We start from the raw sequence: 23,226 nt of genomic DNA on the forward strand, positions 1-23,226 counted from the left end.
GATTATTCAACCACTACAATGCGAACCAGTTTGTGCTTATGAGCGGGTCAGGAACAACACAATACTCACCATTTGCGGTTGTTAATGGGCAGGTGTTCATCAGCGATGCATTCATCCAGGATGGTACCATTACAAACGCCAAAATTGGGAGCTATATCCAATCCAACAACTATGTGGCAGGCTCCACTGGTTGGAAACTGGATAAAGGCGGCACGTTTGAAAACTACGGTTCTGATGGTGATGGTGCAATGAAGCAGACCAACACAACAATCAGCGTCAGGGACTCGGCGGGCGTTCTCCGGTTCCAGGCAGGTAAAATCACGGGGGTATTCTGATGGCGTGGGGGGTACAAACGTGGGATGCGGCAGGGAAGCCGAATAACTATGGGCTGGTGCCGGTGTCTCTTCTGGGGAATATTGAACTGGCTGCTGAGCAGGTATCAGGCTCCTGGTCATTTTCAGTGCCGTCAGGTTACCGGATTGACTACATTCATGTTGCCAAAACGATAACCTATACCGCCACCCGCAGATTAATTACGATAAGCGGCTCCACAATATCAATCAGTCAGGCCGGGGCAAGCGCATATGGTTTCGGCACGGAAATGGCATATAACGCGTTTCTTTGCGTATTTATCAGGAATGACTGACTATGGCCGATTATGGTGTATATCTCACCACTACGGACGGCAGACCGTTCATCACACCAGAAACAACTCCGGTTAGCCTGCTTGGCAAATATACGGCATCCGGAGATGGTGTTGCTACCGCCGTCATAACAATAGACCCATCCGTAATAAATATTCCCTTTGTGCTTTCTGATGCTCCCGCTGTTCATTCTGTCGGATATAGCGGAACGCAAATGACAGTGCGATCAAGCCGACAGGACAGCACAGGCGGAGCAGTGAACATGCAATTATACGTGTTCTCGATTAAAGCTCCGACGCTGCCCAAGTGGGGCGTGGCAATATGGAATGCTGCCGGGAAATGCATTCTGACAAACGAAACCCGCGTGCTGAGGGATATTGTAACGATAGGAACGAAGGGTGACCCCGGAACAAGCGGGACCAGCATAAATCAGACTCGGGCGGGAAAGTGGGCAATCATGCCTGAGCTGGCGGGGAATCTGGCCGGAGTAATCAACCAGTCGCCCTTCAGCATCCCGCAGATATTCTTCTCCAGGTATGACGGGGCCAACACGCAGATAAGTTCAGTATTGGCTACAACGCCACCCACTGGCGGCCAGGGAACCACGACCAGCGCACAGAGTAGTGTAAAAGCCATTGATGCATCCTTGTACGATTAGCTGATTCGATCATTTCGATCGATTTAGTGATTTGATTGATAATCACGCAAGGCATCTAATAAGTTCATATGCTATTTATGGATGAAATCATGAAACTTATTTTCCTTCTGGCGTCAGCTATTTTGTTATCTGCCTGTCAGAAATTGCCAGCACCAGTGTGTACAGGGACTGCTCTCGTCGGCGGGCAGGAAACGTCTGTTAATATTTACGACATTCGTAAAATTGCTAATCAGACAGAATACAAAGCAGGACCTCCATTTAACTGGCAGTGGGTGAGCAAAACAAACTTCACCCATACAACCTGCGATATGTAATTTAATTTAAAACAGACAGACCCGGCCACCGCGCCGGGTTTTTTATTGTCCGGAGAAAATCATGGCAGCAGGCACTATTGCATTAACTAACAACTCAACCGCCGTTACCGGAACAGGGACCGCGTTCACTACCGATCTGGCAGCAAATGACTTTATCGTTTCAGTGGTCGGTGGGGTTACCTATACGCTGGGCATAAAATCTATCGAATCTGATACTGCGCTAACGCTCATAACTGCCTATAACGGCCCGGCAGCTTCAGGGGCGGCATGGTCGGCCGTGGCTAACCAAACCCTGGTCGGTATTACTGCTCAGGTCGCTGCGGATGTCGCTAAGGCTATTCGCGGTCTCAACCTCGACAAAGCAAACTGGCAACAGGTGTTCACCGGCAGCGGAACCATTACGGTTAACCTTCCTGATGGCACCAGTTACAGCGGACCAGCCTGGAACAGCTTTACAACAGCACTTGACGGTAAGGCTGTCAAGGGAGCAAACGGCGATATAACTGCGCTGAGTGGGCTGACAACAGCACTCTCCATAGCGCAAGGAGGCACTGGCGCTAAGACAGCGACACTGGCTCGCACTGCGCTTGGCGTTGCATATGGCAATACTGCCGGGACTGTAGCGCAGGGTAATGACAGCAGGTTCAGCACGATCGATGGCATGTCAGGGGGTAATCTATCTAGTAGCGTCAACGTAAACCAGGCCGGAGGAAACGGGTTTTATGCGGCCACAAATGCGGTGGACGGATCAGGGCCAAACAGGGTGGCTACTGGGCTTCGCATACAGTCTTCAGACAGCGCATATGACGGATATTTGCAGTACTACCTTGTGTCGGGCAGCTACCATTGTATGCGTTTTGTTCAGAACGCAGTGGCTACTCTAACTATCAGATCTGGCACCGGAGGCTGCTATGCAGCGTCGTTTAACCCGACGTCTGACGGACGATTAAAATTCAATAAGGTACAAATTGCTGACGCGCTGGAAAAAGTAGAAACGCTAACCGGGTATACGTACGATCTGTTCGGCGAGCGTAGGACCGGACTTATCGCGCAAGACATTCGTGAAGTCCTGCCGGAGGTTATCTCGGAAACATTCGTTGATCACAAGCTGGAAGATGGCACAGTGGTAGAGAATGGGCTGGCCGTCGATTATGGCGCTATGTCCGGGATTATCGTAGAAGCAATCAAAGAGCTGAGTCAAAAGGTGACCGCACAGGATGCGGTAATTCAGGAATTGCAGGCGAGACTTAAAGCGCTTGATGGGCTGGATGCCTGATAATTTATGCTCCGCTTAGGGAGTCATAAGAATAAGCAAGCCTGAACCCCCTGTAGCCGTTATGGCAACGGAAGTGGTTATTATACATCAGATCCTATCAATTATAGGCGCTGCCCTTTACAGCATTAGCAAGCTCAGACTCAGAAGAGTCCGCATCATCGTAGACGGTTTTCATTGGTGGTGGGGTAACACCTGCCACCGCATCCTTCCTGAAGTTACCCTCTGCAAAATGCAACTCCCTCATTTCCCATAAATCTAAGTTTGATTCATTCATTTCAACAACCCTCTCCTTGATACCCTGTTAAGAAAAATCTTAAGTTAATGTAAGCCTGGCTGGTTACTTCTGCAACAGATATTCACTTTTAGTTACATCGCATTTCCTCCAAAAAAATTTCCCCTTGATAGCCTGCGTCGATCAATAATACTGTATTCGTGTACAGTGTTTTATGAGGTGAGCATGGGCGGTAAAGACAGGAACTACCAGGTGGTGTACCGGGGCGAGACTCTGGAAACGTTCAAAGAAGGCGGCTTGGTGTTCTTCCAGCGTAGCAAGGAGAGCGGGGGAGGCTACTGGTTCGGCCGCACCTATCCCGATTGCTTCTGGATCGAGTTTGAACGGCCAGTGTCGCTATCAGAAGGTATACAGTATCTGGTTGGGCTGGAGCGGGTTATGGCGGCATCGGATGAGTTTGACGACGATTTCATGCTGGAGTGATATTCACTTATTGCTTGCCGTGCAATATACACTTGTGAAGTGTAAGATATCCCTCCTTCAAAAGTCTTCTTTAAACAGACACTTTTGAATATGTGTACCAGGCTGTGTACCAAATTAACAAATGTGAGTTAATTTCAAGTGCTAAGTCGTTGACGTATAACCTTAATATTACTTTTGCATGTAACCTTGCGTGTGGGTTACCACTGCAATTAAGGATGTAAAATGCCCGTTATTACCCTTCCTGATGGAAGTCAGCGTTCTTATGACCACGCCGTTAGCGTGATGGATATTGCACTGGACATCGGTCCGGGCCTCGCGAAAGCCTGTATTGCCGGCCGCGTAAATGGTGAGTTGGTCGATGCGGTCGATCCCATCGCCGAAGATGCCAACGTTGCTATCATCACCGCTAAGGATGACGCAGGTCTGGAGATTATTCGCCACTCCTGTGCTCACCTGCTGGGACACGCGATTAAGCAGCTATGGCCAGACACCAAAATGGCGATAGGCCCGGTCATCGACAACGGCTTCTACTATGACGTTGATCTTGAGCGAACCCTGACCCAGGAAGACATTGAGCTGCTGGAAAAAAGGATGCACCAGCTGGCCGAAACGAATTACGACGTCATCAAAAAGAAAGTGAGCTGGCAGGAAGCGCGCGACGCGTTTGCCGCCCGTGGCGAAACTTACAAGATGACCATTCTTGATGAGAACATCAGCCATGACGACCGTCCTGGCCTGTATCATCATCAGGAATATGTTGATATGTGCCGTGGACCGCATGTGCCGAACATGCGCTTTTGCCACCACTTCAAGCTCCAGAAAATTTCTGGCGCTTACTGGCGCGGCGACAGCAGCAACAAAATGCTACAGCGCATTTATGGCACCGCCTGGGCCGATAAAAAACAGCTGGCGGCCTATTTGCTGCGTCTGGAAGAAGCGTCAAGGCGTGACCACCGTAAAATCGGCAAGCAGCTTGACCTTTACCACATGCAGGAAGAAGCGCCGGGCATGGTGTTCTGGCACAACGATGGCTGGACTATCTTCCGTGAGCTGGAAGTTTTTGTCCGCAGCAAGCTGACTGAGTATGACTATCAGGAAGTGAAGGGCCCATTGATGATGGACCGCGTGCTGTGGGAGAAAACAGGCCACTGGGAAAACTATAAAGAAGCGATGTTCACCACCTCTTCGGAGAACCGTGAATACTGCATCAAGCCAATGAATTGCCCAGGGCATGTGCAGATTTTCAATCAGGGTCTAAAATCATACCGCGACCTGCCGCTACGGATGGCCGAGTTTGGTAGCTGCCACCGTAACGAACCGTCAGGGGCGCTGCACGGTCTGATGCGCGTTCGCGGCTTTACCCAGGATGACGCCCATATCTTCTGTACAGAAGAGCAGGTGCGCGCCGAGGTTAACAGCTGCATCCGTATGGTGTATGACATGTACAGCACCTTCGGCTTTGAGAAAATCGCGGTGAAATTATCTACTCGTCCGGTGAAACGCATCGGCAGCGAGGAGCAGTGGGACCGTGCCGAGGCCGACCTGGCTGCCGCGCTGAAAGAGAACGAAATCCCGTTCGACTATCAGCCGGGAGAGGGCGCCTTCTACGGCCCTAAAATTGAATTTACCCTGCATGATTGCCTGGATCGCGCATGGCAGTGCGGCACCGTTCAGCTCGACTTTTCACTGCCGGGTCGTCTGAGTGCTTCTTATATAGGTGAAAATAATGAGCGCCAGGTCCCGGTGATGATTCACCGGGCAATCCTCGGCTCAGTGGAGCGCTTTATCGGTATTCTGACCGAAGAGTATGCCGGGTTCTTCCCAACCTGGCTGGCTCCAGTACAAGTTGTGGTGATGAATATCACCGATGGCCAGTCCGAATATGTTGCAGAATTGACCCGAAAACTGCAGAATGCGGGCATTCGTGCAAAAGCGGACTTGAGAAACGAGAAGATTGGCTTTAAAATCCGCGAGCACACTTTACGTCGTGTCCCGTATATGTTGGTCTGTGGTGATAAAGAAGTGGAATCAGGCAAGGTTGCCGTTCGCACTCGCCGTGGTAAAGACCTGGGCAGCATGGACGTAAACGAAGTGATCGCGAAACTGCATGATGAAATTCGCAGTCGCAATCTTCATCAATTGGAGGAATAAGGTATTAAAGGCGGAAAACGAGTTCAAACGGCGCGTCCTAATCGCATTAACAGAGAAATCCGCGCCACAGAAGTACGACTGACTGGCGTCGATGGCGAGCAGATTGGTATTGTCAGTCTGAATGAGGCTTTGGAAAAAGCTGAGGAAGCAGGGGTCGATTTAGTTGAAATTAGCCCTAACGCCGAGCCGCCCGTTTGCCGAATCATGGATTACGGCAAGTTCCTCTACGAAAAAAGCAAATCTTCTAAAGAACAGAAGAAAAAGCAAAAAGTTATCCAGGTTAAGGAAATTAAGTTCCGTCCTGGTACCGATGATGGCGACTACCAGGTAAAACTACGCAACCTGGTTCGCTTTCTCGAAGAGGGCGACAAAGCCAAAATCACGCTGCGGTTCCGTGGTCGTGAGATGGCGCACCAGCAGATCGGTATGGAAGTGCTTAACCGCGTCCGTAAAGATCTGTGTGACGATCTGGATTTGGCCATTGTCGAATCCTTCCCTTCAAAAATCGAAGGTCGTCAGATGATCATGGTGCTGGCTCCGAAGAAGAAGCAGTAGGCCATAAAGTAATCGAGGTTCGGGCTTCGGTCCGGGCTTTTATTCGCCTGTCTGGTTCATTTTATTAACAATGCGAAGTGGATGTTTTAAATGCCAAAGATTAAAACTGTACGTGGCGCGGCTAAGCGCTTTAAGAAGACCGCTTCTGGCGGCTTCAAGCGTAAACACGCTAACCTGCGTCATATTCTGACCAAAAAATCGACTAAGCGTAAACGTCATCTGCGCCCTAAAGGCCTGGTGTCTAAAGGCGATCTGGGTCTGGTTATTGCCTGCCTGCCGTACGCATAAGTCATTTTTTTTAAACAGAATATAAAACAGGAGAGCTAAATGGCTCGTGTAAAACGTGGTGTAGTTGCTCGCGCACGTCACAAAAAAATCTTAAAACAAGCTAAAGGCTATTACGGTGCACGTTCGCGTGTTTACCGCGTTGCCTTCCAGGCTGTTATCAAAGCTGGTCAGTATGCTTACCGTGACCGTCGTCAGCGGAAGCGTCAGTTCCGTCAGCTGTGGATCGCGCGTATCAACGCAGCGGCACGCACTAACGGTATCTCTTACAGCCGTTTCATTAATGGCCTGAAAAAGGCTTCTATTGAGATCGACCGTAAGATTCTGGCTGACATCGCCGTCTTCGATAAAGTGACCTTTACGGCACTGGTCGAAAAAGCGAAATCGGCTCTGGCGTAAGTCAGGTGAAAGAGGGAGCTGGTCTCCCTCTTTTATTTTCACTGTTTTAACCCGTACAAGGTAACGCAAGCGTGAATGCTGCTATTTTCCGTTTCTTTTTTTACTTTAGCACCGGTACGCCGGGGGCTTGAGCGCAAAGAGAAGAAACGAAAAATCGCGCTAAAAGCCTCCCAAGTGGAGGCTTTTTTGTTTCTGGCGTCGCTGATATCGGACGAACCTTCGTCCTCATAAAAAACAGACCGGCCACGGCGGCTGGAAGAAGAGGAAAGCATGTCACATCTCGCAGAACTGGTGGCGAACGCGAAAGCGGCCATTGCTGATGCCCACGATGTTGCCGCGTTAGACGCGGTACGCGTTGAATATCTGGGGAAAAAGGGACATCTGACGCTGCAGATGACAACATTGCGCGAGCTGCCGGCGGAAGAGCGTCCGGCGGCCGGTGCGGTTATTAATGAGGCCAAGCAGCAGGTTCAGGACGTGCTGAACGAACGCAAAGCGTCGCTGGAATCCGCTGCGCTGAACGCCCGGCTGGCTGAAGAGACTATTGACGTCTCGCTGCCCGGACGCCGTATTGAAAACGGCGGGCTGCATCCGGTAACCCGTACCATCGACCGCATTGAAACGTTCTTCGGCGAGCTGGGCTTTGCCGTGGCGACCGGACCGGAGATCGAAGATGACTACCACAACTTTGACGCGCTGAATATTCCTGGCCATCACCCGGCCCGCGCCGACCATGACACTTTCTGGTTTGACGCCACTCGCCTGCTGCGCACTCAGACATCCGGCGTGCAGATCCGCACCATGAAGAACCAGCAGCCGCCGATCCGCATTATCGCTCCCGGCCGCGTTTACCGTAACGACTACGACCAGACCCACACGCCGATGTTCCATCAGATGGAAGGGCTGATCGTGGACAAGAACATCAGCTTTACCAACCTGAAAGGCACGCTGCACGACTTCCTTAACAACTTCTTCGAAGAAGATTTGCAGGTTCGTTTCCGTCCTTCCTACTTCCCGTTCACCGAACCTTCCGCAGAAGTCGACGTGATGGGGAAAAACGGCCGGTGGCTGGAGGTGCTGGGCTGCGGCATGGTGCACCCTAACGTCCTGCGCAACGTCGGTATCGATCCTGAGGTCTACTCTGGCTTTGCCTTCGGCATGGGCATGGAGCGTCTGACCATGCTGCGCTATGGCGTGACCGATTTGCGCGCCTTCTTCGAAAATGATTTACGTTTCCTCAAACAGTTTAAATAAGGGCGGGTCAGACCAATGAAATTTAGCGAACTCTGGTTACGTGAGTGGGTTAACCCGGCTATTGATAGTGCAGCGCTGTCTGAACAGATAACCATGGCCGGTCTGGAAGTGGACGGCGTGGAGGCGGTGGCCGGTGCGTTTCACGGCGTGGTGGTGGGTGAAGTGGTGGAGTGCGGCCAGCACCCTAACGCAGACAAACTGCGCGTCACCAAAATTAATGTCGGTGGCGAACGCCTGCTGGATATCGTCTGCGGCGCGCCAAACTGCCGTCAGGGACTGAAAGTGGCGGTGGCGACCGTTGGGGCGGTCCTGCCGGGTGATTTTAAAATTAAGGCGGCAAAGCTGCGCGGTGAGCCTTCAGAAGGTATGCTGTGTTCCTTCTCCGAGCTGGGGATTTCCGACGATCACCAGGGCATTATCGAGCTGCCGCTGGAGGCGACCGTTGGCACCGATCTTCGTGACTTGCTCGGACTTAATGACAGCACCATTGAAATCAGCGTCACGCCTAACCGCGCAGACTGCCTGAGCATCATTGGCGTGGCTCGCGACGTGGCGGTACTGAACAAAATGGCGCTGACCGAGCCGGATATCGCCCCGGTTGCCGCCACCATCCAGGAGACTTTGCCGATCCAGGTGGATGCGGCAGAAGCCTGCCCGCGCTATCTTGGCCGCGTAGTCAAAGGCATTAACGTGCAGGCCGCCACGCCGCTGTGGATGAAAGAGAAGCTGCGCCGCTGCGGAATTCGTTCTATCGATCCGGTTGTCGACATCACTAACTTTGTGCTGCTGGAACTGGGTCAGCCGATGCACGCCTTCGACCTCGACCGCATTGACGGGGGCATCATTGTACGCCTGGCGGAAGAGGGCGAAACCCTGACGCTGCTGGACGGTAGCGAAGCCCGACTGAGCGCTGATACGCTGGTGATTGCCGATCGCCAGAAAGCGCTGGCGATGGCCGGGATCTTTGGAGGTGAGCACTCCGGCGTCAACGAAGAAACCCGCAGCGTGCTGCTCGAGAGCGCCTTCTTCAGCCCGCTGTCAATCGTCGGACGCGCGCGTCGCCACGGTCTGCATACCGATGCCTCTCATCGCTATGAACGCGGCGTCGATCCGCAGCTGCAGTACAAAGCGATGGAGCGAGCTACGCGCCTGCTGCTTGAAATCTGCGGCGGCGAGGCCGGTCCGGTTATTGATGTCAGCAACCAGGCGACCCTGCCGGTGCGAGCCACCATCACCCTGCGCCGTGAAAAGCTGGATCGCCTGATTGGTCATGTGATTGCCGACGCAGAGGTCAGCGACATTTTGCGTCGTCTGGGCTGCGAAGTGACCGAAGGTGACGGATTCTGGCAGGCGGTAGCGCCAGGCTGGCGTTTCGACATGGAAATTGAAGAAGATCTGGTCGAAGAAGTGGCCCGTCTGTACGGCTATGACAACATTCCGGACGTGCCTGTGCAGGCCGGTCTGGTGATGACGAAACATCGCGAGGCCAATCTGTCGCTGAAGCGCGTGAAGGCGATGCTGGTTGATAAAGGCTACCAGGAGGCGATCACTTACAGCTTCGTCGATCCTAAGCTGCAGGCGCTGCTGCATCCGGGTGAAGAGAACCTGGTGCTGCCAAGCCCGATCTCCGTTGAAATGTCGGCAATGCGGCTTTCTCTGTGGAGCGGCCTGCTGTCTGCGGTGGTATATAATCAAAATCGTCAGCAAAACCGCGTGCGTTTGTTCGAAAGCGGCCTGCGCTTTGTCCCTGATACTCAGGCAAACCTTGGCATCCGCCAGGACGTTATGCTGGCGGGCGTCATCAGCGGAACCCGCTATGAAGAGCATTGGGATCTGGCACGTCAGGCAGTTGACTTCTATGATTTAAAAGGCGATTTGGAGTCTGTCCTCGACCTGACCGGTAAATTTTCTGAAATCCAGTTCCGCGCTGAAGCACATCCTGCTCTGCATCCGGGACAGAGTGCCGCAATTTATTTACACGATGAGCGCATCGGTTTTCTGGGTGTGGTGCACCCGGAACTTGAAAGGAAACTGGATCTTAACGGTCGTACCGTGGTGTTCGAACTCCAGTGGGACAGGGTGTCAGACCGCGTCCTGCCTGACGCGAGCGGGATTTCTCGTTTCCCGGCAAACCGTCGTGATATCGCCGTTGTGGTGGCTGAAAACGTGCCTGCAGCAGATATCATCGCAGAGTGTAAGAAAGTTGGCGTAAATCAGGTAGTTGGCGTAAACTTGTTTGACGTGTACCGCGGTAAGGGCGTAAATGAAGGTTTTAAGAGCCTCGCTATCAGCCTGATTTTGCAAGATACCGGCCGGACACTCGAAGAAGAGGAGATTGCCGCTACCGTTGCAAAATGCGTAGAGGCACTAAAAGAGCGATTCCAAGCATCCTTGAGGGATTGAACCTATGGCGCTTACAAAAGCTGAGATGTCTGAATACCTGTTTGAGAAGCTGGGGCTGAGCAAACGGGATGCCAAAGAGCTGGTTGAGCTGTTTTTCGAAGAGGTACGCCGCGCTTTGGAAAATGGTGAACAGGTGAAACTGTCAGGATTTGGCAACTTCGACCTTCGCGACAAAAACCAACGTCCGGGTCGAAACCCCAAGACGGGTGAAGATATTCCAATCACGGCGCGGCGGGTGGTGACTTTCCGGCCCGGGCAGAAGTTGAAAAGCCGGGTTGAGAACGCGACACCGAAAGAAGACTGATTCTGTTAGCCAAAAGGCCGCGCAAGCGGCCTTTTCCTTTTTCCTTTGATAAACGCGCTGATGACCCCGCTTCTGCAACATATTACCCGCGCACGGCGTCACGATCGGCGCTGGCTGGCTGGCCTGCTACTTTTTAGCCTGCTGATGGCGATCCTCAGCCTGTCGGCTGGCGAGCGCTGGCTGATGCCCTCCGACTGGTTCAGTCCGGAAAATTCGCTGTATGTCTGGCAGCTACGCCTGCCAAGAACGCTGGCCGTGCTGCTGGTAGGCGCCTCGCTGGCGGTTGCCGGTGCGGTGATGCAGGCGCTGTTTGAAAATCCGCTGGCCGAGCCTGGCCTGCTGGGCGTGTCAAACGGCGCTGGCGTTGGGCTGGTGCTGAGCATTTTTGCCGGGGCGGCAGGGCTGTGGCAGACTGGACTGTGCGCCATCGTTGGCGCGCTGGTGGTGACCTTAATCCTGCTGCGTTTTTCCCGACAGCATCTTTCAAACAGCCGACTGCTGCTTGCCGGCGTGGCGATGGGGATCATTTGCAGCGCGGTGATGACCTGGGCCGTTTACTTTAGCTCGAGCCTGGATCTGCGCCAGCTGATGTACTGGATGATGGGCGGCTTCAGCGGCGTGGACTGGCGCTACCGTTGGCTGATGCTGGCGCTGGTGCCGGTGCTGGTCTGGCTGTGCTCGCTGTCGACAATCCTCAACCTGATCGCGCTGGGCGAGGTGTCGGCCAGACAGCTGGGGCTGCCGCTGTTGCTATGGCGAAATCTGCTGGTGCTGGCTATCGGCTGGCTGACCGGCGTCAGCGTGGCGCTGGCGGGGGCGATTGGTTTTGTCGGGCTGGTCATCCCGCACATCCTGCGCCTTAATGGCGTCAGCGATCATCGTATGCTGTTACCCGCCTGCGCGCTGGCAGGCGGGGGGATTTTGCTGGCTGCTGATGTGCTGGCGCGGGTGGCAATGTCTTCTGCAGAATTACCGATTGGGGTGGTGACGGCAACGCTGGGCGCCCCGGTCTTTATCTGGTTACTGTTACGCCATCGGGCATAATTGTCCGACCGTTGTTCTCTCACTACTGAAACAGGAAAAACCGATGACTATTTTTGACACAAAGCTGGAAATGCTGAACGGCGAGCAGACCTCGCTGGCGCAATGGCAGGGCGACGTGCTGCTGGTGGTTAACGTGGCGTCAAAATGCGGCCTTACTCCCCAGTATGAGCAGCTTGAAGCGTTACAAAAAGCCCAGCAGGACAACGGGTTTTCAGTGTTAGGCTTTCCCTGCAATGCGTTCCTGGGGCAGGAACCGGGCAGCGCGGAAGAGATCCAGACGTTTTGCAGCACCACCTATGGCGTCACTTTCCCAATGTTCAGCAAAATTGAGGTAAACGGTCCGGACAGGCACCCGCTCTATGTCCAGCTGGTTGCGGCGCAGCCTGAGGCCACCGTGCCGGAAAACAGTGGTTTTCTGGAGCGCATGAGCAGTAAAGGCCGCGCGCCGAAGGAGCCGGGCGACATTCTGTGGAATTTCGAAAAATTCCTGATTGGCCGTGACGGGACGGTGCTACAGCGCTTCTCCCCGGATATGGAGCCTTCCGACCCGGCCATCACCAGCGCCATCCAGCAGGCGCTGGCAAAGTAAATGTTGTTGCAGTGTGAAGGCGTTGCTCTGGCGCAGCGCCTTGCGCCGTTCAGCGCGGAAGTACAACGCGGGGAGTTAATCCATCTGCTGGGACCAAACGGCAGTGGGAAAAGTTCGCTGCTGGCCTGCCTTGCTGGTTTGCTGCCCGCAGAGGGAGCCATTCGTCTTGCCGGTATCCCGCTGGCGTTGTGGACTGGCCCGGCGCTGGCGCGCACGCGCGCCTGGCTGGCGCAGCAGCAACAGCCGGCTGGCAGTATGCCCGTCTGGCACTATCTTTCCCTGCATCAAGCCGGGAAAGAAGCGCTGAATGAGGAAGCGCTTATCACGCTTTGTCAGATCTTCCAGCTGGTGGATAAGCTGGCGAGGCCGGTAAATCAGCTCTCAGGCGGAGAATGGCAGCGCGTACGCCTGGCGGCGGTACTGTTTCAAGTCGCGCAGCCGCAGGGCCGTCTTCTGCTGCTTGATGAGCCGCTAACCGGGCTGGACCTTGCGCAGCAGGCTGCTTTTGATGGCTACCTCGCCGCCTGCGTCAGTAAAGGGTTAACGGCGATCGTCAGCGGGCACGACATCAACCATAGCCTGCACCACGCGCACCGGGTCTGGCTGATGAAAAATGGCGCGCTTGTTCAGCAGGGAAGCGTGGATGAAGTCCTGCAGCCCGAAAGGCTGAGTGAGGTCTTTGCGGTGCCTTTTAGACGACTGTGCGTGGAGGATCACCAAATCCTGACGACATTCCTCTGATAAACGCAGCCATCTTGTTGAAAAACGCAGTATGCTGGTAAAGTTACTTGTCACTTTTGAAGGGGCCTGGCTATGCGCTACTGGCTGTTGCTAATCGTAGTTATTCTTGCAGGCTGTAGCAGCCATGCGCCTCCTCCCAATGCGCGTCTTGCCGATTCGATCGCCGTTATTGCCCAGTTGAATGAGCAGTTAAGCCAGTGGCGTGGTACGCCATACCGTTACGGTGGCATGAATCAAAGCGGCGTCGACTGCTCCGGTTTTGTCTATCTTACCTTTCGCGATCGCTTTGATTTACAGCTGCCTCGCACCACCGTGGCCCAAACCGATATCGGCACGCGCATCGATAAGGATGAGCTGCTGCCGGGCGACCTGGTCTTTTTCAAAACCGGTAGTGGAGAAAATGGATTACACGTTGGGATTTATGATACCGACGACGAGTTTATTCATGCTTCGACCAGTCAGGGGGTTATCCGCTCCTCACTGAATAATGTCTACTGGAAAAAAGTGTTCTGGCAGGCAAGGCGAATATAACCGATGATATATTTAGATTACTAAACATTTAAGAAAATGCTCATATATTCAGCATTTGATTTATGGGATGATATTAAAGATTAACGCAGTATGCCTGGTGACAATAAATGGATTGCCCTTAAGTCTCATTTTACCTCAGGTTATGTCAAATTTTAGTCAAGAGACGCTGAAGTTATTGTCATACAGACGTTTTAAGGGAAGGGCTGACGTTAACTGTTAAGCACCTTTCATATCAATTGTGTGATAGTTTACGATTTTACAACGGGCCTCATCCTGTTTTTGCCATCATGCGATAAGTTCACTTTTAATGGCACGGTAACTCGCCGTTAAGCGGTGAGACAGGATGCACGAATTGCCACATTATCCTGGCTGAATAAAAATGAAAATCCATCTGGAAGCGGATTATAAAAGCTACGCAGCATTTTACCCTGTCTATAGTTTTGATGGCCTGCTGATTGCCGTCGAACTGCTCACGCACTTTTCTCATACTACCGCCAACGTTGCCATACCGCAGGAGATGCTGCTGCCGCAAATGGATAGTGAGCAGCGTATTCTATTGTTACAAAGTCAGATTAGCAGTATTGAAAAAAATCATGACTTTTTCCGCCAGCAGGGGGTTAAGGTCACGTTAAAAATTGATGAAGTGACGTCACAGGCCATTCTGGAAAGTGATTTTCTGGCCCGCAAGTTAGATGCGCTGGAATGGCTTGAGCTGGAAATTAACGAAAGTTTTCCTGATTTAAAGCTGGGTAAAGATCATCCGGGTTTAATGGCGCTGAGCGAAAGGTTTGACTTAAGCCTGGAGAACTATGGGGCAGGGAAAGCGCCGTCGAAGGCCGTTTACGACGATCTTTTTTACCGCATCAAGCTGGATAAGGGTTTTATTAAGCACAATATTAATCGACTCTCTTTTAAACCCTTCATTAGTACCGTTCTCGATCATATCAGGCCCCATTGTCAGCAGGTTATCGTTCAGGGAATTGATGATTTACCCGGTCTGGAAAAAATTAGTCACTTTGAATTTGATGGTATACAGAGCGCGCTGTTCTCGCCGGTGGGAGAGGAAGGGCTTGCCACGCTGATCCACCCACCGAAAGAATTACTCGGTCATCCGCATTAATAACCCCTGAATAAGTCCGTGTTAACCCCTTGTCCGGAGGTTTACACTAGGCGCTTGAGCGCCAGACCGTGGCCCGGCTGGCAAATCGCAGGGGGATGTCATGCAGTTTACTAACACCTGGTACCAGCAGCTGGCGGGTTTTTATACTGCCCTTCAGCCGACGCCGTTAAAAAATCCGCGTTTGCTGTTTCACAGCGCCGAGCTGGCCCGCGAGCTGGGGCTGGACGAGAGCTGGTTCGCGCCGGAAAAGGCGGGGATCTGGAGCGGAGATACGCTGCTGCCCGGTATGCAGCCGCTGGCGCAGGTTTACAGCGGCCATCAGTTTGGCGTCTGGGCCGGGCAGTTGGGTGACGGCCGGGGGCTATTGCTTGGTGAACAGCAGCTGCCCGACGGCCGTAAAATGGACTGGCACCTGAAGGGCGCAGGATTGACGCCATACTCCCGCATGGGCGATGGCCGCGCCGTGCTGCGCTCTTCGCTGCGTGAGTTTCTGGCCTCAGAAGCGATGCACCATCTGGGCATTCCCACTTCCCGCGCGCTTACTGTCGTCACCAGCGATGAGCCCGTCTACCGCGAAACCACCGAGCGGGGCGCCATGCTGTTGCGGGTGGCGGAGAGCCATCTGCGCTTCGGCCATTTCGAGCATTTCTTCTACGCGCAGCAGCCGGAAAAAGTGCGTCAGCTGGCGGACTACGCTATCGAGCATCACTGGCCAGCGCTGAAAAGCGAGCCGCAGCGCTATCTGCTGTGGTTCAGCGACGTGGTGAAGCGCACCGCGCGCCTGATTGCCCACTGGCAGAGCGTAGGCTTCGCCCACGGGGTGATGAATACTGACAATATGTCGATTCTGGGGCTGACGCTGGACTACGGCCCGTTTGGTTTCCTTGATGATTACCAGCCGGACTTTATCTGCAATCATTCTGACTATCAGGGACGCTACAGCTTTGACAACCAGCCGGTGGTGGGACTGTGGAACCTGAATCGTCTGGCGCACTCTCTGTCCGGACTGATGACCGCCGATCAGCTGAAACAGGCGCTGGCTGACTATGAGCCGGAGCTGATGCGCTGCTGGGGAGAACGGATGCGGGCGAAGCTGGGGTTAATGACGAAGGATCAGCACGATAACGATATTCTGACCGGCCTGCTGGCGCTGATGACCAAAGAGGGCAGCGATTACAGCTGGACCTTCCGTCAGCTCTCGCTGACCGAGCAGCAGCAGACTACCTCCCCGCTGCGGGATGAGTTTATCGATCGTGAGGCTTTCGACAGCTGGTACAACATCTGGCGGCAGCGTCTGTTAGAAGAAGATCGCAGCGACGCCGATCGTCAGCAGCAGATGAAGCAGGCAAACCCGGCCGTCGTATTGCGTAATTACCTGGCGCAGCAGGCGATCGAGCAGGCCGAAAAAGACGATATCAGCATGTTGAGCAGGCTGCATCAGGCGCTTAGCCAGCCGTTCGACGATGTGCCAGCCTTCGCGGATCTGACGCAGCGTGCGCCGGACTGGGGGAAGAAACTGGAGGTCAGCTGTTCAAGCTGACGCCAGCAGGTGCGAGCCTGGCGTCCCAGACCAGGCTCAGGGCGCGGTTCACCACCGCGCTATTGTTGCTCAGAACCGCGCATCAACCGCCGCAGCCAGCTGCGCCAGCACCTCTTCGCTGTCTTCCCAGCCGAGGCACGGATCGGTAATGGACTGACCGTAAACCAACGGCCTGCCGGGCTCCACCTTCTGCGTGCCTTCCTGCAGGAAGCTCTCAATCATCACTCCGGCAATGCACGCTGAGCCATCGCGGATCTGCTGGGCAACCGAGCTGGCTACGTCTTTTTGTCGACGGTGCTGCTTCAGGCAGTTGCCGTGGCTGAAGTCGATCACTAACTGCTCCGGCAGCTTAAACTCGCGCAGGCTGGCTGCCGCCGCGGCGATATCCTGCGGATGATAGTTAGGCTGCTTGCCGCCGCGCATAATGACATGCCCTGACGGATTGCCGCTGGTCTGATAAATAGTCATCTGGCCCAGCTTGTCCGGCGACAGGAACATATGGCTGGCTCTGGCGGCGCGAATGGCGTCGACGGCAATCTGAATGTTGCCATCCGTCCCATTCTTGAAGCCTACCGGGCAGGAGAGGGCCGATGCCATCTCGCGGTGGATCTGGCTTTCCGTGGTGCGTGCGCCAATCGCACCCCAGCTAATCAGATCAGAAATAAACTGCCCGATCACCATATCGAGAAACTCGGTAGCGGTAGGCATACCTAACGCGTTGATATCCAACAACACCTTGCGGGCAACGGCTAAACCGTGATTAACCCTGAAGCTACCGTCGAGATCCGGGTCGGAAATCAACCCCTTCCAGCCAACCACGGTACGCGGCTTTTCAAAATAGGTGCGCATGACGATTTCAAAGCGCGACTGATACTTCTCGCGCAGGGCGTTCAGGCGGCCAGCATATTCCACCGCGGCCAGCGGATCGTGGAGCGAGCAAGGGCCGATAACCACCAGCAGGCGGGGATCTTCACCAGAAAGAATACGGGCGATGCGCCTGCGGGAGTCGGTGACGTTGGCTGCGATGGCCGGGGTGATCGGATACCTTTTTGCCAGTTCATCAGGCGTAATCAGGCTATCGATGCGCGCGGTCCGCAGTTCATCTGTTTTGTTCATAACCATCTCTAAATTTTTTTTCTTCGCAGCGGCAGAAGTACCGGGAAGTGATGGCGATCACAATAAACCAACCAGCGCTGATTTCAACCGTAAAACGCCCGCTAATCGGGCGTAACGCGATAAATATCACTTTTTAATACATACGGCGGGTCAGCCCCATGATATCGAGGATCTTGGTGGCTATCTCTTCCACGGAATAGTTGGTGCTGTTGAGGTAGCGAATTTGGTTGGTGCGGAACAGGGCCTCCACTTCGCCAACCTCAAGCCGGCACTGCCGCATCGAGGCATAGCGGGTATTTTCCGCCCGCTCCTGACGAATGGCCGCCAGCCGCTCAGGATCGATAGTCAGGCCAAACAGCTTGTTCTGGAAGGGCTTCAGCGCCGGAGGAAGTTTCAGATTGTCCATATCGTCGGCGATAAACGGATAGTTAGCGGCGCGCACGCCGAACTGCATAGCCAGATAGAGGCTGGTGGGCGTTTTGCCGCAGCGCGACACCCCAAGCAAAATAACCTGCGCCTCTTCCAGCCCGCGCAGAGAAATCCCGTCATCGTGCGCCAGCGTATAGTCGATGGCGGCGATGCGGGCATCGTACTTGCCGAGATTGTTTGCCGTCAGCCCGTGAGTACGATTAGCCACCGGCGCCGGAGGGATGCCCAACTCCTGCTGTAGCGGGGCCACCAGCGACTGTACGATATCCTGACAGAACCCGTCGCTTTGCAGAATGATTTCGCGGACTTCCGGGGTAACAATCGAAATAAACACCAGCGGACGAACCCCGCTCTTGAGGTATAACGCGTTAATCTGAGCCTTGACGGCCTGCGCCCGCTGCACGTTTTCAACAAACGGCAGCGTCACGCTGGTTATGCCAACGGGAAACTGGGACAGCACCGCGTGCCCCAACACTTCTGCGGTGATTGCCGTGCCGTCTGAGATATAAAAAACACTTCGTTCGCTGTTCACGTCCATTTTCTCTCCAACACTGTGCATCCTTGCAGACTAAATTAATCTACTGGCGGAAAGCAAATAGTGATGCTTGCTGCAAAACAAAACAGATGCTCCATAAGTTAATTATATGAATTTTTTATTTTCGTAAAAGCGTGCGGCTACGAAATAAAACCGACATTTATGAAATGACGTTTCTTTTTATTATGCGTAAAAATAGCCCTTAGTTAAAAAAACATTCTAATTATTCATCAAGAACTGTTGCGCAAACCCTTTGCTTCAATAACGGCTGAAGAGTGAGCAGGCTGCTGAAAAACAGGGAATTATCTTATTTATCCCGTTGCGCAACCCGCCGAATTCGGGCGGAGTTTTCTTAAAATCGCATTTTTAATCCGCTTGATCGATTCAACAGTTTCTTTCCAGTACCGGAATGTGCCAGGCTCAAAAAGCACTATTCTGTTTACCTATTCATCATTAAATCTCAAAAGGATTGTTTCAATGTCCAATAAAGGCGAACGGCCGCTTGTGCTCTGGTATAACCAGCTTGGCATGAACGATGTTGATCGGGTGGGAGGCAAAAACGCCTCTCTGGGTGAAATGATTACTAATTTGTCCTCGCTGGGCGTTTCCGTTCCTAACGGTTTTGCGACGACCTCAGATGCATTCAATCAGTTCCTCGATCAAAGCGGCGTCAATCAGCGTATCTACGATCTGCTGGACAAGACCGATATTGATGATGTTGATGAGCTGGCGAAGGCGGGCAAGCAAATCCGCCAGTGGATTGTTGAGACGCCTTTCCAGCCTGAGCTGGAACAGGCCATTCGTCAGGCTTATGAGCAGCTCTCCGCTGACGACAAGGAAGCTTCGTTTGCCGTGCGCTCCTCGGCCACGGCGGAAGACATGCCGGATGCCTCCTTTGCCGGTCAACAGGAAACCTTCCTGAACGTGCAGGGTTTTGAGGCGGTGCTGATCGCGGTCAAGCATGTTTATGCCTCGTTGTTTAACGATCGTGCTATCTCCTATCGTGTGCATCAGGGCTACGACCATCGCGGCGTGGCGCTGTCTGCCGGCGTTCAGCGCATGGTACGCTCCGATCTGGGATCGGCAGGGGTGATGTTTACCATTGATACCGAGTCCGGTTTTGACCAGGTGGTATTTATCACCGCAGCGCTGGGACTGGGTGAAATGGTGGTGCAGGGCGCGGTTAACCCGGATGAATTTTATGTTCATAAGCCCACGCTTGCCGCCGGGCGTCCTGCCATTGTGCGGCGGAATCTGGGATCGAAAAAAATTCGCATGGTCTACGCCGACTCCCAGGAGCACGGCGAGCAGGTGCGCATTGAAGACGTCCCGGAAGAAGAGCGCGATCGTTTCTGCCTGAGTAGCGAAGAAGTGGAAGCGCTCGCTGCCCAGGCTGTACAGATTGAAAAACACTACCAGCGTCCGATGGACATTGAGTGGGCGAAAGATGGGCACACCGGCAAGCTGTTTATCGTGCAGGCCCGTCCGGAAACCGTCCGCTCCAACGGCCAGGTGATGGAGCGCTATACGCTCCAGGGCAAAGGAAAGGTTGTAGTGGAAGGACGCGCCATCGGCCACCGTATCGGCGCTGGCGAAGTCAAAGTGATTCACGACATCAGCGAAATGAACCGTATCCAGAAGGGCGACGTGCTGGTCACCGACATGACCGACCCGGATTGGGAACCGATCATGAAAAAGGCTTCGGCCATTGTGACTAACCGTGGCGGGCGTACCTGTCATGCGGCGATCATTGCGCGCGAGCTGGGCATTCCTGCGGTGGTCGGCTGCGGTAACGCGACCGATCTTCTCAAGGATGGGCACAAGGTGACCGTCTCCTGTGCCGAAGGGGATACCGGCTACGTCTATAACGACCTGCTTGATTTTGAAATTAAAAGCTCGCAGGTGGATGAGCTGCCTTCGCTGCCGCTGAAAATCATGATGAACGTCGGCAACCCGGATCGCGCGTTCGATTTTGCCTGCCTGCCGAACGAAGGCGTTGGCCTGGCGCGGCTGGAATTTATCATCAACCGCATGATCGGCGTGCATCCTAAGGCGCTTCTTGAGTTTGACCAACAGACGCCGGAGCTGCAACAGCAAATCCGTAGCCTGATGAAAGGTTTTGACGATCCGGTTGAGTTCTACATTGCCCGCCTGACCGAAGGGATTGCGACGCTGGGCGCGGCGTTTGCACCGAAACGGGTTATCGTCCGTTTGTCAGACTTTAAAACTAACGAATACGCCAACCTGGTGGGCGGTGAACGCTACGAACCGGAAGAAGAGAACCCGATGCTGGGCTTCCGTGGCGCGGGCCGCTATGTGGCGGACAGCTTCCGCGACTGCTTTGCTCTGGAGTGTGCGGCCGTTAAGCGCGTGCGTAACGAGATGGGCCTGACCAACGTGGAGATCATGGTGCCGTTCGTCCGTACGGTTGCGCAGGCGAAAGCGGTGGTTGAGGAGCTGGAGCGTCAGGGGCTGAAGCGCGGTGAAAACGGGCTGAAGCTGATTATGATGTGCGAAATTCCTTCCAACGCGCTGCTGGCCGGGCAGTTCCTGCAATACTTTGACGGTTTCTCGATCGGCTCGAACGATATGACTCAGCTCGCGCTGGGGCTGGACAGGGATTCCGGCGTGGTTTCCGAACTGTTCGACGAGCGGAATGACGCGGTGAAAGCTCTGCTTTCAATGGCGATTCGTGCGGCGAAAAAAGAAGGAAAATACGTCGGTATCTGCGGACAGGGCCCTTCCGACCATGAAGACTTCGCCGCCTGGCTGATGGATGAGGGAATCGACAGTTTGTCTCTTAACCCGGATACGGTGGTTCAGACCTGGCTGAGCCTGGCAGAAATCCCGGCAAAATAGCAGAGTTCGCTGTCATAACGACAATAAGGCCAGTTTATCTGGCCTTATTGCTTTTTTGCAGGCAAAAAAAAGCCCATCACATGGGATGGGCAAAGACTACACACAGCAATTCTTTAGTCACTCAGGGGAAAAAGGTTGTTTAGAAATCAGCGGTTTGATCATAAACATGGCATTCATACTATTCAGCCGGGCCTGGCGAGTCATTAAGAATCCTCTTATTAGTTTAAAACCCATAACCTTTTGTGACAGATTGCGGGTCACAACGGCTTTTAAACTGTATGTAACGTAATCAATTCCACGCTGTTACTTCCGGCATGGGCGAAAAAGACCTTTTTATGGTTAAGATAGCTAATCAAAGTGAATGAAGACGTGACGAAGATTTTTTCGTTCAGGCGGCCAGACCGGCTGGCCGCAGGGGAGGGAGGTTATTTTGTTGCCTGTTCCTGTTCTCTCTCTGCCAGCTCTTCCACCACCTCTTCCGGTGACTCTTCAGGCGCGGGAGCTTCATGGACCCAGACCGACACCAGGCGGTAAGAGACGGCCAGCACCACCGGGCCGATAAACAGACCAATCATGCCAAAGGCCACCAGTCCGCCAATTACGCCGGAAAGGATCAGGATCATCGGCAGATCCGCGCCCATACGAATAAGCATCGGGCGCAGCACGTTATCCAGCGTACCGACCACGCAGCTCCAGACCAGCAGCACGGTGCCCCAGGTGGTATCGCCGCTCCAGTACAGCCAGATAATGGCCGGGACCAGCACCACCAGCGGCCCCAATTGCACCAGGCAGGAGAGGATCATCAGCACGGTCAGCACGGTAGCATAAGGAATACCGGAGATAGCCAGTCCGATGCCGCCCAGCACCCCCTGCACCAGCGCGGTAACCACCACGCCGAGCGCTACGGCGCGGATCGCCTGGCTGGCCAGCAGCACGGCTGCATCGCCACGGCGGGAAGCGAGGCGGAAAGCAAAGTGGCGAATGCCGTGACCAACCTGCTCACCGCGCCAGTAAAGCAGCACGCTGAACAGCAGCATCAGCCCAAGATGCAGCATAAAGCGGCCAAAATGGCCCACCTGCGCGAACAGGAACACGCTGGTGCGACCGATATAAGGCTGCACTTTCGCCATCATCGCGCTGCCGCCGCCCTGCACCAGCGTATGATACGCTGAGTTAAGCTTTTTCCCGACAACAGGAAGGCTGTTCAGCCACTCCATCTCCGGCAGCTTGATATGGCCGGACGAGGCCCAGGCAATCACCGGCCCGCTGTTCTCAATCAGGCTGCTGACCAGCAGCGCCACGGGGAGAATAAAGAGCAGGATCAGCAGCAATGTCATGGCGATCACCGCCAGCGAGCGCCGCCCCCACAGCAGGCTCTGCAATTTGATCATCAAAGGCCAGGTGGCAATCACTACCATGCTGGCCCAGGCGAAGCCCAGCACAAACGGCTGCACTACCCAGAAACAGGCCACGATCAGTAAAATAATAAACAGCAGGGAGAAGACGATTTGCGGCATATCCCAGATTTTGGGCTCAGTCTTTATGGTTGGCACGGTAACCTCAGTAAAAATCCAATGCGGCGGTGCCGGAAAGACCCCTGCCTCTCCGGCTAACATCCTTAGCATGATGCATTAAACGCATTTTCGACAGAAACGGCACGTTATTCTTTTCCCTCGCATTTTGAAATCGCGACAGGTTATAAAAAAATATGATAAAAACGGAGTAAGCAGGACTTACGTTTATCCAACATTCTGGTCACCCGAT

25 protein-coding genes, 1 other RNA gene and 1 other annotated feature are annotated in these 23,226 nt (G+C 53.9%); of the genes, 20 read left to right on the top strand and 6 right to left on the bottom strand.

Annotated elements, in window-relative coordinates; all coding sequences use genetic code 11:
• Together NG99_RS16010 and NG99_RS16015 are read left to right on the top strand one after the other, a co-directional pair.
• On the top strand, positions 1-335 hold a 335-nt coding region (locus tag NG99_RS16010), incomplete at its 5' end, for a phage tail tip fiber protein (RefSeq protein WP_034895103.1).
• A complete protein-coding gene (locus tag NG99_RS16015; RefSeq protein WP_034895106.1) occupies positions 335-646 on the top strand; it encodes a hypothetical protein in 312 nt (103 codons plus the stop codon). The genes NG99_RS16010 and NG99_RS16015, both read left to right, overlap by 1 nt.
• A 427-nt stretch (positions 647-1,073) precedes the next feature.
• Here NG99_RS16015 and NG99_RS29285 read toward each other — a convergent pair whose 3' ends face one another.
• Positions 1,074-1,280, bottom strand: coding sequence for a hypothetical protein (locus NG99_RS29285; RefSeq protein ID WP_157032636.1), 207 nt, complete (start codon positions 1,278-1,280; stop codon positions 1,074-1,076).
• A 111-nt stretch (positions 1,281-1,391) separates the two neighbouring features.
• Here NG99_RS29285 and cor point away from each other — a divergent pair, with 111 nt between their 5' ends.
• Both cor and NG99_RS27640 read left to right on the top strand, forming a co-directional pair.
• Positions 1,392-1,616 (top strand): phage exclusion lipoprotein Cor, encoded by a 225-nt coding sequence (gene cor / locus NG99_RS16025; RefSeq protein WP_408606411.1) that lies wholly within the window; start codon positions 1,392-1,394, stop codon positions 1,614-1,616.
• A gap of 61 nt (positions 1,617-1,677) precedes the next feature.
• Positions 1,678-2,892, top strand: coding sequence for a tail fiber domain-containing protein (locus tag NG99_RS27640; protein WP_052130744.1), 1,215 nt, complete (start codon positions 1,678-1,680; stop codon positions 2,890-2,892).
• 97 nt (positions 2,893-2,989) lie between these two features.
• On the opposite strand, the gene NG99_RS29290 is transcribed toward NG99_RS27640, so the two are convergent.
• Positions 2,990-3,166 carry a hypothetical protein gene (locus NG99_RS29290; RefSeq protein WP_157032637.1) on the bottom strand — a complete coding sequence of 59 codons (177 nt, stop codon included), beginning with the start codon at positions 3,164-3,166 and terminating at the stop codon, positions 2,990-2,992.
• Positions 3,167-3,349: 183 nt separating this feature from the next.
• On the opposite strand from NG99_RS29290, the gene NG99_RS16035 reads away from it, so the two are divergent.
• The 15 genes from NG99_RS16035 to NG99_RS16105 all read left to right on the top strand — a co-directional run bounded on the left by NG99_RS16035 (position 3,350) and on the right by NG99_RS16105 (position 16,523).
• The gene (locus NG99_RS16035) at positions 3,350-3,607 is read left to right on the top strand and encodes a hypothetical protein (protein ID WP_034895112.1); all 258 of its coding nucleotides are present in this window, start codon (positions 3,350-3,352) and stop codon (positions 3,605-3,607) included.
• Between the two features lie 222 nt (positions 3,608-3,829).
• A complete protein-coding gene (gene thrS / locus NG99_RS16040) occupies positions 3,830-5,758 on the top strand; it encodes a threonine--tRNA ligase (protein ID WP_034895115.1) in 1,929 nt (642 codons plus the stop codon).
• A 3-nt stretch (positions 5,759-5,761) separates the two neighbouring features.
• Entirely contained in the window at positions 5,762-6,313 is a 552-nt protein-coding gene (gene infC / locus NG99_RS16045; RefSeq protein ID WP_072017607.1) for a translation initiation factor IF-3, read from the top strand.
• 90 nt (positions 6,314-6,403) lie between these two features.
• Positions 6,404-6,601: a 50S ribosomal protein L35 gene (rpmI, locus tag NG99_RS16050; protein ID WP_010275699.1), complete on the top strand. Its 198-nt coding sequence runs from the start codon at positions 6,404-6,406 to the stop codon at positions 6,599-6,601.
• A gap of 39 nt (positions 6,602-6,640) precedes the next feature.
• Positions 6,641-6,997 (top strand): 50S ribosomal protein L20, encoded by a 357-nt coding sequence (gene rplT, locus NG99_RS16055; protein ID WP_034895128.1) that lies wholly within the window; start codon positions 6,641-6,643, stop codon positions 6,995-6,997.
• Between the two features lie 66 nt (positions 6,998-7,063).
• Positions 7,064-7,188 (top strand) — a sequence feature (Phe leader region).
• Positions 7,069-7,128 carry a pheST operon leader peptide PheM gene (pheM, locus tag NG99_RS29295; RefSeq protein ID WP_157032643.1) on the top strand — a complete coding sequence of 20 codons (60 nt, stop codon included), beginning with the start codon at positions 7,069-7,071 and terminating at the stop codon, positions 7,126-7,128. It overlaps the preceding feature by 60 nt.
• 79 nt (positions 7,189-7,267) lie before the next feature.
• Complete coding sequence (gene pheS, locus NG99_RS16065; RefSeq protein ID WP_034895133.1) at positions 7,268-8,251, top strand: phenylalanine--tRNA ligase subunit alpha; 984 nt, start codon at positions 7,268-7,270, stop codon at positions 8,249-8,251.
• A gap of 15 nt (positions 8,252-8,266) precedes the next feature.
• Entirely contained in the window at positions 8,267-10,654 is a 2,388-nt protein-coding gene (pheT, locus tag NG99_RS16070) for a phenylalanine--tRNA ligase subunit beta (protein WP_034895135.1), read from the top strand.
• 4 nt (positions 10,655-10,658) lie between these two features.
• A complete protein-coding gene (gene ihfA / locus NG99_RS16075) occupies positions 10,659-10,958 on the top strand; it encodes an integration host factor subunit alpha (protein ID WP_004157378.1) in 300 nt (99 codons plus the stop codon).
• Between the two features lie 60 nt (positions 10,959-11,018).
• Positions 11,019-12,002 carry a vitamin B12 ABC transporter permease BtuC gene (gene btuC / locus NG99_RS16080; RefSeq protein ID WP_034895413.1) on the top strand — a complete coding sequence of 328 codons (984 nt, stop codon included), beginning with the start codon at positions 11,019-11,021 and terminating at the stop codon, positions 12,000-12,002.
• A 43-nt stretch (positions 12,003-12,045) separates the two neighbouring features.
• Positions 12,046-12,591 (top strand): glutathione peroxidase, encoded by a 546-nt coding sequence (locus NG99_RS16085; protein WP_034895139.1) that lies wholly within the window; start codon positions 12,046-12,048, stop codon positions 12,589-12,591.
• Entirely contained in the window at positions 12,592-13,332 is a 741-nt protein-coding gene (btuD, locus tag NG99_RS16090) for a vitamin B12 ABC transporter ATP-binding protein BtuD (protein WP_034895142.1), read from the top strand.
• Positions 13,333-13,404: 72 nt separating this feature from the next.
• Complete coding sequence (locus NG99_RS16095) at positions 13,405-13,863, top strand: NlpC/P60 family protein (protein WP_034895145.1); 459 nt, start codon at positions 13,405-13,407, stop codon at positions 13,861-13,863.
• 379 nt (positions 13,864-14,242) lie between these two features.
• Positions 14,243-14,983: an EAL domain-containing protein gene (locus tag NG99_RS16100; protein WP_034895148.1), complete on the top strand. Its 741-nt coding sequence runs from the start codon at positions 14,243-14,245 to the stop codon at positions 14,981-14,983.
• A 100-nt stretch (positions 14,984-15,083) separates the two neighbouring features.
• Positions 15,084-16,523, top strand: coding sequence for a protein adenylyltransferase SelO (locus tag NG99_RS16105; protein ID WP_034895151.1), 1,440 nt, complete (start codon positions 15,084-15,086; stop codon positions 16,521-16,523).
• Positions 16,524-16,592: 69 nt separating this feature from the next.
• Here NG99_RS16105 and NG99_RS16110 read toward each other — a convergent pair whose 3' ends face one another.
• Together NG99_RS16110 and ppsR are read right to left on the bottom strand one after the other, a co-directional pair.
• Positions 16,593-17,639, bottom strand: a complete 1,047-nt coding sequence (locus tag NG99_RS16110; RefSeq protein ID WP_034895415.1) for a 3-deoxy-7-phosphoheptulonate synthase — start codon at positions 17,637-17,639, stop codon at positions 16,593-16,595.
• A gap of 133 nt (positions 17,640-17,772) precedes the next feature.
• Positions 17,773-18,606 carry a posphoenolpyruvate synthetase regulatory kinase/phosphorylase PpsR gene (gene ppsR, locus NG99_RS16115; protein ID WP_034895153.1) on the bottom strand — a complete coding sequence of 278 codons (834 nt, stop codon included), beginning with the start codon at positions 18,604-18,606 and terminating at the stop codon, positions 17,773-17,775.
• A 474-nt stretch (positions 18,607-19,080) separates the two neighbouring features.
• On the opposite strand from ppsR, the gene ppsA reads away from it, so the two are divergent.
• On the top strand, positions 19,081-21,462 hold the full coding sequence (gene ppsA, locus NG99_RS16120; RefSeq protein WP_034895155.1) for a phosphoenolpyruvate synthase: 2,382 nt from the start codon (positions 19,081-19,083) through the stop codon (positions 21,460-21,462).
• Positions 21,463-21,523: 61 nt separating this feature from the next.
• On the opposite strand, the gene rprA is transcribed toward ppsA, so the two are convergent.
• Both rprA and ydiK read right to left on the bottom strand, forming a co-directional pair.
• An RNA gene (rprA, locus tag NG99_RS28325) (antisense sRNA RprA) lies at positions 21,524-21,630 on the bottom strand.
• Between the two features lie 257 nt (positions 21,631-21,887).
• Positions 21,888-23,015 carry an AI-2E family transporter YdiK gene (gene ydiK, locus NG99_RS16125; protein ID WP_408606412.1) on the bottom strand — a complete coding sequence of 376 codons (1,128 nt, stop codon included), beginning with the start codon at positions 23,013-23,015 and terminating at the stop codon, positions 21,888-21,890.
• Positions 23,016-23,226 lie beyond the last annotated feature (211 nt).

It is taken from the genome of Erwinia typographi (assembly GCF_000773975.1).
GTDB lineage: Bacteria > Pseudomonadota > Gammaproteobacteria > Enterobacterales > Enterobacteriaceae > Erwinia > Erwinia typographi.

Bases quoted from the DNA above. Each gene is read 5' to 3' on its own strand.
- NG99_RS16015 (WP_034895106.1), top strand. From the start codon at position 335: ATGGCGTGGGGGGTACAAACGTGGGATGCGGCAGGGAAGCCGAATAAC.
- NG99_RS29285 (WP_157032636.1), bottom strand. From the start codon at position 1,280: ATGGCTTTTACACTACTCTGTGCGCTGGTCGTGGTTCCCTGGCCGCCA.
- cor (WP_408606411.1), top strand. From the start codon at position 1,392: ATGAAACTTATTTTCCTTCTGGCGTCAGCTATTTTGTTATCTGCCTGT.
- NG99_RS27640 (WP_052130744.1), top strand. From the start codon at position 1,678: ATGGCAGCAGGCACTATTGCATTAACTAACAACTCAACCGCCGTTACC.
- NG99_RS29290 (WP_157032637.1), bottom strand. From the start codon at position 3,166: ATGAATGAATCAAACTTAGATTTATGGGAAATGAGGGAGTTGCATTTT.
- NG99_RS16035 (WP_034895112.1), top strand. From the start codon at position 3,350: ATGGGCGGTAAAGACAGGAACTACCAGGTGGTGTACCGGGGCGAGACT.
- thrS (WP_034895115.1), top strand. From the start codon at position 3,830: ATGCCCGTTATTACCCTTCCTGATGGAAGTCAGCGTTCTTATGACCAC.
- rpmI (WP_010275699.1), top strand. From the start codon at position 6,404: ATGCCAAAGATTAAAACTGTACGTGGCGCGGCTAAGCGCTTTAAGAAG.
- rplT (WP_034895128.1), top strand. From the start codon at position 6,641: ATGGCTCGTGTAAAACGTGGTGTAGTTGCTCGCGCACGTCACAAAAAA.
- pheS (WP_034895133.1), top strand. From the start codon at position 7,268: ATGTCACATCTCGCAGAACTGGTGGCGAACGCGAAAGCGGCCATTGCT.
- pheT (WP_034895135.1), top strand. From the start codon at position 8,267: ATGAAATTTAGCGAACTCTGGTTACGTGAGTGGGTTAACCCGGCTATT.
- ihfA (WP_004157378.1), top strand. From the start codon at position 10,659: ATGGCGCTTACAAAAGCTGAGATGTCTGAATACCTGTTTGAGAAGCTG.
- btuC (WP_034895413.1), top strand. From the start codon at position 11,019: ATGACCCCGCTTCTGCAACATATTACCCGCGCACGGCGTCACGATCGG.
- NG99_RS16085 (WP_034895139.1), top strand. From the start codon at position 12,046: ATGACTATTTTTGACACAAAGCTGGAAATGCTGAACGGCGAGCAGACC.
- btuD (WP_034895142.1), top strand. From the start codon at position 12,592: ATGTTGTTGCAGTGTGAAGGCGTTGCTCTGGCGCAGCGCCTTGCGCCG.
- NG99_RS16095 (WP_034895145.1), top strand. From the start codon at position 13,405: ATGCGCTACTGGCTGTTGCTAATCGTAGTTATTCTTGCAGGCTGTAGC.
- NG99_RS16100 (WP_034895148.1), top strand. From the start codon at position 14,243: ATGAAAATCCATCTGGAAGCGGATTATAAAAGCTACGCAGCATTTTAC.
- NG99_RS16105 (WP_034895151.1), top strand. From the start codon at position 15,084: ATGCAGTTTACTAACACCTGGTACCAGCAGCTGGCGGGTTTTTATACT.
- NG99_RS16110 (WP_034895415.1), bottom strand. From the start codon at position 17,639: ATGAACAAAACAGATGAACTGCGGACCGCGCGCATCGATAGCCTGATT.
- ppsR (WP_034895153.1), bottom strand. From the start codon at position 18,606: ATGGACGTGAACAGCGAACGAAGTGTTTTTTATATCTCAGACGGCACG.
- ppsA (WP_034895155.1), top strand. From the start codon at position 19,081: ATGTCCAATAAAGGCGAACGGCCGCTTGTGCTCTGGTATAACCAGCTT.